At 63.9% G+C, this 8006-nt stretch carries 9 protein-coding genes and 1 tRNA gene; 4 read left to right on the top strand and 6 right to left on the bottom strand.

Annotated elements, in window-relative coordinates:
- Positions 1 to 291: 291 nt before the first annotated feature.
- A tRNA-Arg gene (locus AC2VLV_RS16175) sits at positions 292 to 367 on the bottom strand.
- Between the two features lie 344 nt (positions 368 to 711).
- Between AC2VLV_RS16175 and AC2VLV_RS16180 the strand changes: the two genes are divergently transcribed.
- The gene (locus tag AC2VLV_RS16180) at positions 712 to 1293 is read left to right on the top strand and encodes a c-type cytochrome (protein ID WP_486990942.1); all 582 of its coding nucleotides are present in this window, start codon (positions 712 to 714) and stop codon (positions 1291 to 1293) included.
- 73 nt (positions 1294 to 1366) lie between these two features.
- On the opposite strand, the gene AC2VLV_RS16185 is transcribed toward AC2VLV_RS16180, so the two are convergent.
- The 5 genes from AC2VLV_RS16185 to AC2VLV_RS16205 form a co-directional block, all read right to left on the bottom strand.
- Entirely contained in the window at positions 1367 to 1936 is a 570-nt protein-coding gene (locus tag AC2VLV_RS16185) for a DUF2946 family protein (protein ID WP_486990943.1), read from the bottom strand.
- 3 nt (positions 1937 to 1939) lie between these two features.
- Positions 1940 to 2929, bottom strand: coding sequence for a YheT family hydrolase (locus AC2VLV_RS16190; RefSeq protein WP_486990944.1), 990 nt, complete (start codon positions 2927 to 2929; stop codon positions 1940 to 1942).
- A gap of 49 nt (positions 2930 to 2978) precedes the next feature.
- A complete protein-coding gene (locus AC2VLV_RS16195) occupies positions 2979 to 3431 on the bottom strand; it encodes a YybH family protein (RefSeq protein WP_486990945.1) in 453 nt (150 codons plus the stop codon).
- A gap of 25 nt (positions 3432 to 3456) precedes the next feature.
- The gene (gene purU, locus AC2VLV_RS16200; RefSeq protein WP_486990946.1) at positions 3457 to 4332 is read right to left on the bottom strand and encodes a formyltetrahydrofolate deformylase; all 876 of its coding nucleotides are present in this window, start codon (positions 4330 to 4332) and stop codon (positions 3457 to 3459) included.
- Positions 4333 to 4523: 191 nt separating this feature from the next.
- Positions 4524 to 5279, bottom strand: a complete 756-nt coding sequence (locus AC2VLV_RS16205; protein ID WP_486990947.1) for an SIMPL domain-containing protein — start codon at positions 5277 to 5279, stop codon at positions 4524 to 4526.
- A gap of 118 nt (positions 5280 to 5397) precedes the next feature.
- On the opposite strand from AC2VLV_RS16205, the gene AC2VLV_RS16210 reads away from it, so the two are divergent.
- From AC2VLV_RS16210 to AC2VLV_RS16220, 3 genes are all read left to right on the top strand, one after another.
- A complete protein-coding gene (locus AC2VLV_RS16210) occupies positions 5398 to 6894 on the top strand; it encodes a Do family serine endopeptidase (protein WP_486990948.1) in 1497 nt (498 codons plus the stop codon).
- Positions 6895 to 7014: 120 nt separating this feature from the next.
- Entirely contained in the window at positions 7015 to 7467 is a 453-nt protein-coding gene (locus tag AC2VLV_RS16215) for a RidA family protein (protein WP_486990949.1), read from the top strand.
- A gap of 1 nt (position 7468) precedes the next feature.
- A complete protein-coding gene (locus AC2VLV_RS16220; RefSeq protein ID WP_486990950.1) occupies positions 7469 to 7897 on the top strand; it encodes a GNAT family N-acetyltransferase in 429 nt (142 codons plus the stop codon).
- Positions 7898 to 8006: the final 109 nt, after the last annotated feature.

Consider the following 8006-nt stretch of genomic DNA (forward strand, 5'->3'; position numbering starts at 1 on the left):
ATCCCTTCGTCTCCGCCAAGATTCTGTTTTAAGAAGTCCAAGGAAGTCCGAAAAACCCGCTGTTCTCCTTTGAGACAGCGGGTTTTTTGTTTGCAGAAGTCCGGCTTGTATTTTGGCATCCGGATGCTTCATGGGGCATGACCCGGGGCATTGAAGCAGAATCCGATGGGGCGTCCTTAGTGCTTTTTGCTTACGACCGGAGGAAATTGCCGCTGACCGGCACCGGATGCAAAACGGCCCGCTTCCCAGGGGGCAAGCCAGTACAAGCGAGTCTTGGTTCTGCTGCAAAAATGGTGCGCCCGGCTGGGATCGAACCAGCGACCCTTGGCTTCGGAGGCCAATACTCTATCCACTGAGCTACGGGCGCAGGCGGAAGGTGCGATGTGACTTCCGTGCAACGCAACATCTTAACCTGTTCGGGGGCTGTCGCGGCCGTAATGTCAGGAGGGCTTTTGCTTTGGCTGCCTGCAGATTTGACTTGAGGTTCGGTCAACGGGGTGCGACGCTATGTCGCGTTACAGGATGTTTCCGAATATGATGCAAATCAAATTCAGGGGCTCTGGCGGGCGGTGTTGGGGTTGACCCCGTCGAGGGATCGTGAGCAACGCATATCATGTTGTCTGCAATTTTTCAGATTTCCACTTTTTACACTCGACCGTTATGAGCGCACCGCACTCGAATTCCCATTCAGCTTCTTCCAGTTCTGACGATGTGTCTGATCTGCCTTTTGCGCCGACTCTGCGCAAGATTCTGGTGGTGATGGGCATTGGCTTCATTGTTCCTATCGTCTTGTTGCTGCTGATTGCGTTTTACATCGGCAGCAGCAGCCAGCCACCGGCGGGTTCGGAGGCTCTGGCGACGGCTGAGGTGGATGCGCGGGTTGCTCCGGTGGGCTCTGCCGCAGTCGCGGCCAGCAGTCAGGCCGCGGCACAGCAGAATGCGGCCTCGATGACGACAGCCGCTGCGGCGCCGGCGGCTTCTGCTGCAGCGACAACGCCGGCGGGCTCAAGCAGCGGTGCCGCGGTGCCGGTTGCGGCGACCAAGGTGGACGGCAAGGGCTTGTACGAATCAACCTGTATCGCTTGCCACGGTGCGGGTGTGGCGGGCGCGCCCAAGGTGGGCGACAAGGCAGCCTGGGCGCCGATCATTGCACAGGGCGACGCGGTGCTGTATGACCGTGCGATTCATGGCTACACGGGCAAACTCGGCATGATGCCGCCCAAGGGCGGTTCTTCGGCGAGTGATGATGACGTGAAGGCCGCTGTGGACTATATGGTGGCTCAGTCGAAGTAAGTGTTGAAGGGGGTGCTCCCCGCTTTCGTTGCGCTAAAAAGCCCGCAATCTGCGGGCTTTTTTGTCGCCAACTTCAGGGTGGATCGGGCCGGAAACCGAAGAACTCAGCAGGCGACTCGGTGAAGTGGCCGATGGTCAGGGGGGCGGCGTTGGGCAGGCAGAGTTGTGTGCCCGGGGCATCGAGATGGTCGGCCAGCAGGGGCATGTCAGTACTGTGCAGCAGGCCGGGGCCGAGGTCGGTGCGCAGCCACACCTGACCCCGATCATCCAGCCAGATGGATTCGACGTTGCAGGCCTGGTCGGTATGCGTGCTCCACGGCTCGCCCGCTTCGGCATTGTGTTGCAGGCGGATGATCCACGGCGCGGTTTCCAGGCTGACATCGACCCGCTGCGGGCCGTTCTGGAAGTACCACGCGCCGGTGGCATCGACGGTGTAGTTGCGGCCGATGAAGGCGGCCAGGCCCGCGTGCATGACGGGGCCGGCGTCGGTTTTTTCCAGTCGCCCCTGTGCATCGCGAGGCCAGGTGGTGGGGCCAGCGTGATTGCGCATCCACCATTGGCCGCGCTGATCGAACGCCAGCCATCCGGTGCAGCGGGGCACGTTGGGCCAGCGGGCCATCGCTTGGAGTACGGCGCTGTCCATGGGCTAGTTTCCGTGTTGGAAGAAGTGCAGCAGACGCTGCGGCAGCCAGTCGAGATGGCCGGGCAGGCTGCCTTGAGCAAAGCCGACGTGGCCGCCGTGGGCGGGCTGCTCAAGCCGTACCCAGTTTGAGGCGGCGCTAGCGTCGGGCAGCACGGAGGCGGGCTGGAAGGGGTCGTTGCGGGCGTTGAGAACGAGGGTGGGAACGCGAAGCTCGCGCAGATGCGGTTTGCTGGAAGCGCGCTCCCAATAATCTGCCGCGTCGCGGAAGCCGTGGATGGGGGCGGTGAAGGCATCGTCGAACTCGCCCAGATTGCGCGCTCGTCGCACGCGCTGCGGATCGGCGAGCCCGGGGTGGCGCGCGATCATGCGCAGGGCCTTGGGTTTGAGGGTGCGCAGAAAAAGCCGGGTGTAGATCTGGTAACTCATGCCGGTGGCGATGGCGCGGCCTCCAGCGGCCAGATCGAGCGGGGCGCTGATCGCCGCCACGGCGCGTACCCGCTGGCTGGCTGCCGCGCCCTCTTCCTGCGCCCAGCGCAACAGCGCATTGGCGCCAAGCGACACACCTGCGGCATACAGCGGGGCGAGCGGGCAGGTCTGGGCGAATCTCTGGAGTATCCAGTCGATCTCGGTGAAATCGCCGGAGTGATAGGCGCGCGGCGCGCGGTTGTCTTCGCCCGAGCAGCCCCGGAAGTGCGGCACGGCGCATTGCCAGCCGACCTGGGCGCAGGCGGCGAGGATCGCCTGTGCGTAGTGGCTCTGCGAAGAGCCTTCAAGCCCGTGGAACAGTACCAGCAGGGGGGTGGAGGGGTCGAACGGGGCGTCCAGCCAGTCCACGTCGATGAAGTCGCCGTCGGGCGCCGTCCAGCGTTCGCGGCGCAGCGCGGGGCGACGCGCGCCGGAGCGTGAGATCAACGCAGGCACCACGGTCTGCAACTGTCCGCCGGGCAGCCAAAGCGGTGCGGTGTAGGGGGTTGCGGCTTTGGTCGAAAACACGGTGCAGGTAAGGAGACCGAGCGGGCATGGCGGATTTGTTCACACCCTCTCAGTGCAGGACGTCGCTCGGCGCCATGGCGGACAGCGGCGCCTGCGGCGCGCCGGGGCTGGCGTGGTGCAGCACGATGCGCCACCCGGCGGCGGTCTGCACGAACAGATTGGTGGCGAGTACGAAGCCCCATTGCGGCTGGCCGTCCACATCGAGCGGCACGCGTTCGACCACGCTGTGTGCGGCGCTGGTCATGCTGTGCCAGCGGTGCTGTACCTCGGCATTGATCTGCAAACCGCCGTTGGCAAACAGTTGCGCGAAACCCTCGCGTATCGCAGCCTGACCGTCCAGCCGCTGGCCGCCGGGATGAATGCAGCAGATCTCGTCTTCTTCCGACCACAGGGCCATCAGCGCGTCGAGATTGCCGCTGGAAAGTGCCTCGTAGAACGCGGCTTCGACATCATCGGGCGAGTTGGTCCAGGGGGTTTGGGGCGGGAGCTTGCGGCGCGGCATGGCGGGTCTCGGTCGTTGTTTCGGGTCAGCGGAACACCACGGTTTTGTGGCTGTTGCGCAGAATGCGATGTTCCACCTGCCAGCGTACGGCGCGCGCGAGCACGACGCTCTCCACATCCTGACCGACGGCGGTGAGGTCGGCTGCGCTCATGGTGTGGTCGACGCGTTCGACGTCCTGCTCGATGATGGGGCCTTCGTCAAGATCGGCGGTAACGTAGTGCGCCGTGGCGCCGATGAGCTTGACCCCGCGCGCATAGGCCTGCGCGTAGGGGCGAGCGCCCTTGAAGCTGGGCAGGAAAGAGTGGTGGATGTTGATGGCTCGGCCTTCGAGCTGGGTGCAGAACTCGGCGCTCAAAATCTGCATATAGCGCGCGAGCACCAGCAGCGCCGCGCCGCTTTGTTGCATCACGCCGAAGAGGGCCTGTTCCTGCGCCCGCTTGGTTTCGGCGGCTTCTCCGGCTTTCAGGGGAAGATGATGAAACTCGATGCCGTAGCTGCGCGTCAGGTCGGCGAAGGTGGTGTGATTGGAAACGACGGCGGCGATGTCCATCGCCAGTTGCCCGGCCTTCCAGCGGTAGAGTAGATCGTTGAGGCAGTGGCCGTGCTGACTGACGGCGATGACGACCTTGGGGCGAATGCGCAGATCGTGAAACTGCGCCTGCATGTCGAAGCGCTTGCGCACATCGCCGAACAACAGCGCGAGCTGGGCGGCGTCTTGCAGATGCTCCGGGGCGGAGAAGTGCACCCGCATGAAAAACAGCCCGGTGTCGGCATCACCGTACTGCTGCGAATCCATGATGTTGCAACCCGCTTGATAGAGCAGGCCGGAAACCGAATGCACGATGCCGGGGGCGTCCGGGCACGAGAGGGTGAGAACGAATTCTGGCTGGGTGTGAGGCATACCGGGCCGTGCGGGACGGCAGGGAAGAGGGGCAAGCCCGCGATTTTAGGGGCCCGCAAGCGCAGGGGGAATAGAGGCGGGAATAGAGAGAGCCCCCAGGGCCGGGCTGCGCCCAGCCAGCCCCCCGCGGGGGTCAAGGAAACTTGGGGCGGCCCTGCGTTTCCTTGAGAGGCGGGAAAAGAGGCGCCGTATCAGCGTGCGAGCTGCACCGACCCCTGCACCGTGAGCTGCAGCGGGGTGCGTCCGGTGGCCAGGGGTACGGCGGGCGCTTGCTCTGCGGCCATGGGCGCGGCGGCGCGCATCATCATGGGGCGGGGCTGCGGTAGTTGTCCCTGCGTGGGTTCGATGCTCAGGGTGCGCAGGGTGTAGCTGCCGTAGCCCAGCGCGCGTGCGGCCGTGGCGGCCTTGGACTTGAAGCGAGCTATTGCGGAGTCGATCAGCGCGGTTTCCTCGCGGTCGCGCAGGGCCTTGGAGAGTTCGAAGCCGCTGGATTCGATCATGAAGCCCTGCTGCGCCAGTTGCCCGGCCATCTTGCCCAGAGCGGCAAAGTCGTGCGACTTGAGCACCAGTCCGGCGCGCACCGTCCAGCCGTCGCGTTGCGACTGATTATTCACCGTTTTCCAGCGTGGCTGGGTGGTGAACGCCCCACTGCTGGCCTCGATGTCGGGCACGGTGCGGGCCTGCTTCAAAGCCGCTTCGAGCGACTTGCTGACTTGCGCGGTGAGGCTGGCCGGGTCAGCCCCGCTGCGTTCCACGGCCAGGGTCATCACCGCGAGGTCGGGCACCACTTCGACCTGTGCCGTGGCCTGCAGATCGACCACCCCAGCGACCACCGCCGGGGTGGGCTGCGAAAGGGACTGCGCCTGCGCGGCAGAGCAGAACAGAAGGCTGGCGAGCCATAGGCCGACGACGGGTGAAACTGGACGCAAAACAGGACGTGATGACATGGTTTTCCTCGCAGACAAAGAGATCGGACGCGACAGACGCAGACCCTTAAGCCGAGTCTAAGGCAAGGCAGCGAACATTCCACCATCGCAACTCGTTTGGATCGTTTCGGAGGCAGTCATGCAAAGCAAAAAGTCGAAGGCTTCGTCAAAACTCTGGGCCGCACTGGCGGCAGCAGGCATCATCGCCGGGGCCGGCACCATGGCCTATCAGTTCAGCTATGCCGAAACAGCGCCGCAGGTTGAGATGAACCACAAGGTCGTGCCCTTGTTCAACAACCCGCCCGCGGCGCCCGCGGCCAGCACCGTGGTCAACGCGCCGAACTTCGCCTCCATCGTCAAGGCCTACGGCTCGGCGGTGGTGCACATCAATGTGAAAGGCGAAACCAAGGAAACGGTGCAGCAGCAGCAGATTCCCAAGCAGTTCCAGAACGATCCGTTCTTCCGCTTCTTTCAGCAATTCAATAACGGCCAGCAGCAGGAAGTGCCGACCGAAGGGTTGGGCTCGGGCTTCATCATCAGCTCGGACGGGCTGATTCTGACCAACGCGCACGTCGTCAAGGGCGCCAGCTCGGTGCGCGTCACCCTCACCGACCATCGCACCTACAAGGCCAAGGTGCTGGGCTACGACACCAAGACCGACATCGCGGTGATCAAGATTCCGGCGACCAATCTGCCCACGGTGCGGCTGGGAAACCCGTCCAATCTGGAGCCGGGTGACTGGGTGCTGGCCATCGGTTCGCCCTACGGCTTCTACAACACGGTGACCGCGGGAATTGTGAGCGCCAAGAGCCGCTCGCTGCCCGACGACAGCATGGTGCCTTTCATCCAGACCGACGTGGCGGTGAACCCCGGCAACTCGGGCGGTCCGCTGTTCAACACCAAGGGCGAGGTGGTCGGCATCAACTCGCAGATCTTCACGCAGACCGGCGCGTTTGAAGGGCTGTCATTCGCCATCCCGATCAATGTGGCCGAGCGCGTGGCCAAGCAGATCATCGAGCATGGCAAGGTGCAGCACGCACGGCTTGGCATTGCGGTGCAGACCGTGTCGCAAAGTCTGGCCACCTCCTTCGGCCTGCAGACCCCTCGCGGTGCGCTGGTCGCGCAGGTCGAGAAAGACAGCCCGGCGTCCAAGGCCGGTCTCCAGCCGGGCGACATCATTCTCAGCGTGAACGGCCAGCCGGTGAACGATTCGGCCGATCTGCCGATGATGATCGGTCTGTCCGAGCCCGGCAGCAAAGTGACCCTGGGCGTGTGGCACGATCACAAGCAGCAGACCATCACCGCCGTTCTGGGCAACTTCAGCGACAACGTGACGCTCGCTTCGGCCAGCCCGGGCGCACAGGGCGATCACGGCGGGCTGGGTCTGGTGGTGCGCCCGCTCAACGCCAATGAAGAGCAGCAGGCCGGCGTGTCGCATGGGCTGTTGGTCGAGGGCGTCAGCGGCCCGGCGGAACAGGCCGGCATCCAGCCCGGCGACATTCTGATTGCGGTCGACGGCAAGTCGGTCAACAGCATCGATCAGGTGCGTGGCATCCTGAAGAGCGCGGGTAAATCGGTGGCCTTGCTGATTCAGCGTGGCAGCAACCGCATCTTCGTGCCGGTACAGGTCGGCTGAAAACTTTCCTCAATTTCCTTTCCTCCAAGCAGTGTTTCGCGGGGCCGCTGGCCCCGTTTTTTTATGCGCGGTCGTGTCGTGAGCTGGTTCTACACTGAGCTTTTTGGATTGGAGAATTTCATGTCGATTGCACAAACCCTCAAAGATCTGGGCATCAGCCTGCCCCCGGTTTCCACCCCCGCCGCTGCCTATGTGCCTTTCGTGCAGACGGGCAATCTGGTGTTTCTCTCAGGCCATATTGCGAAAAAGGAGGGCAAGGTGTGGGTCGGTCAACTGGGCACCGATATGGACACCGCCACCGCCAAGGAAGCAGCGCGGGCCATCGCCATCGATCTGCTGGGCACGCTGCAGGCCGCAGTGGGTGATCTGGAGCGGGTCAAGCGCGTGGTGAAACTGCTGGGGCTGGTGAACTCGGCGCCCGGCTACACCGAACATCATCTGGTGATCAACGGCGCGTCGGAGCTGATCGCGCAGGTGTTCGGCGAGCGCGGCGCGCATGCGCGCAGTGCGTTTGGCGTGGCGCAGTTGCCGATGGGCGCCGCAGTGGAAATCGAACTCATCGCAGAGGTGTGAGGTGATTCGCAAGGCCGAGTTGGGCGACGCCGAGGCGCTCGCCGCACTGTCGGGTCAACTGGGCTATCCCGCCACCGCGGCCCTCATGCGGGATCGGCTTGCACTCATCTTGCCGTCAGACGATCACGCGGTGTTTGTGGCCGAAGTGCAAGGGCGAGTGGTGGCCTGGACGCATGTGCTCAAAGTGCTGCACCTCGAGTCTGGGCTCTGCGCGGAAATTGCCGGGCTGGTCGTGGATGAGGCGCACCGCGGCGAAGGCCTGGGTGCGGAGCTGGTGCGCAGCGCCATCGACTGGACGCGCTCGCAGGCGCTGGCTGTGCTGAAAGTGCGCAGCCGCGCCGAGCGCCTGCGAACCCACCAGTTCTATTTGCGTCTGGGCTTTACCCAGACCAAGGTGCAGCACCTGTTCGAGCTGCGCGTGCCGGGCTGAGCGTCAAGGAAACTAGTGCAGTGTTTCACGCTATCTGGAACATAAAACCGCGTCTTTGCCGCCAGGGCGGCGTTGCCCATCCGCGCGATACCTACGGGTATCGCTGTGG

This window comes from Thiomonas sp. TH-17, from assembly GCF_057473305.1.

What these genes read in the sequence shown, in the direction of transcription:
- AC2VLV_RS16185 (WP_486990943.1), bottom strand. Translation starts at nt 1,936, where the DNA reads ATGGACAGCGCCGTACTCCAAGCGATGGCCCGCTGGCCCAACGTGCCC.
- AC2VLV_RS16195 (WP_486990945.1), bottom strand. Translation starts at nt 3,431, where the DNA reads ATGCCGCGCCGCAAGCTCCCGCCCCAAACCCCCTGGACCAACTCGCCC.
- purU (WP_486990946.1), bottom strand. Translation starts at nt 4,332, where the DNA reads ATGCCTCACACCCAGCCAGAATTCGTTCTCACCCTCTCGTGCCCGGAC.
- AC2VLV_RS16205 (WP_486990947.1), bottom strand. Translation starts at nt 5,279, where the DNA reads ATGTCATCACGTCCTGTTTTGCGTCCAGTTTCACCCGTCGTCGGCCTA.
- AC2VLV_RS16210 (WP_486990948.1), top strand. Translation starts at nt 5,398, where the DNA reads ATGCAAAGCAAAAAGTCGAAGGCTTCGTCAAAACTCTGGGCCGCACTG.
- AC2VLV_RS16215 (WP_486990949.1), top strand. Translation starts at nt 7,015, where the DNA reads ATGTCGATTGCACAAACCCTCAAAGATCTGGGCATCAGCCTGCCCCCG.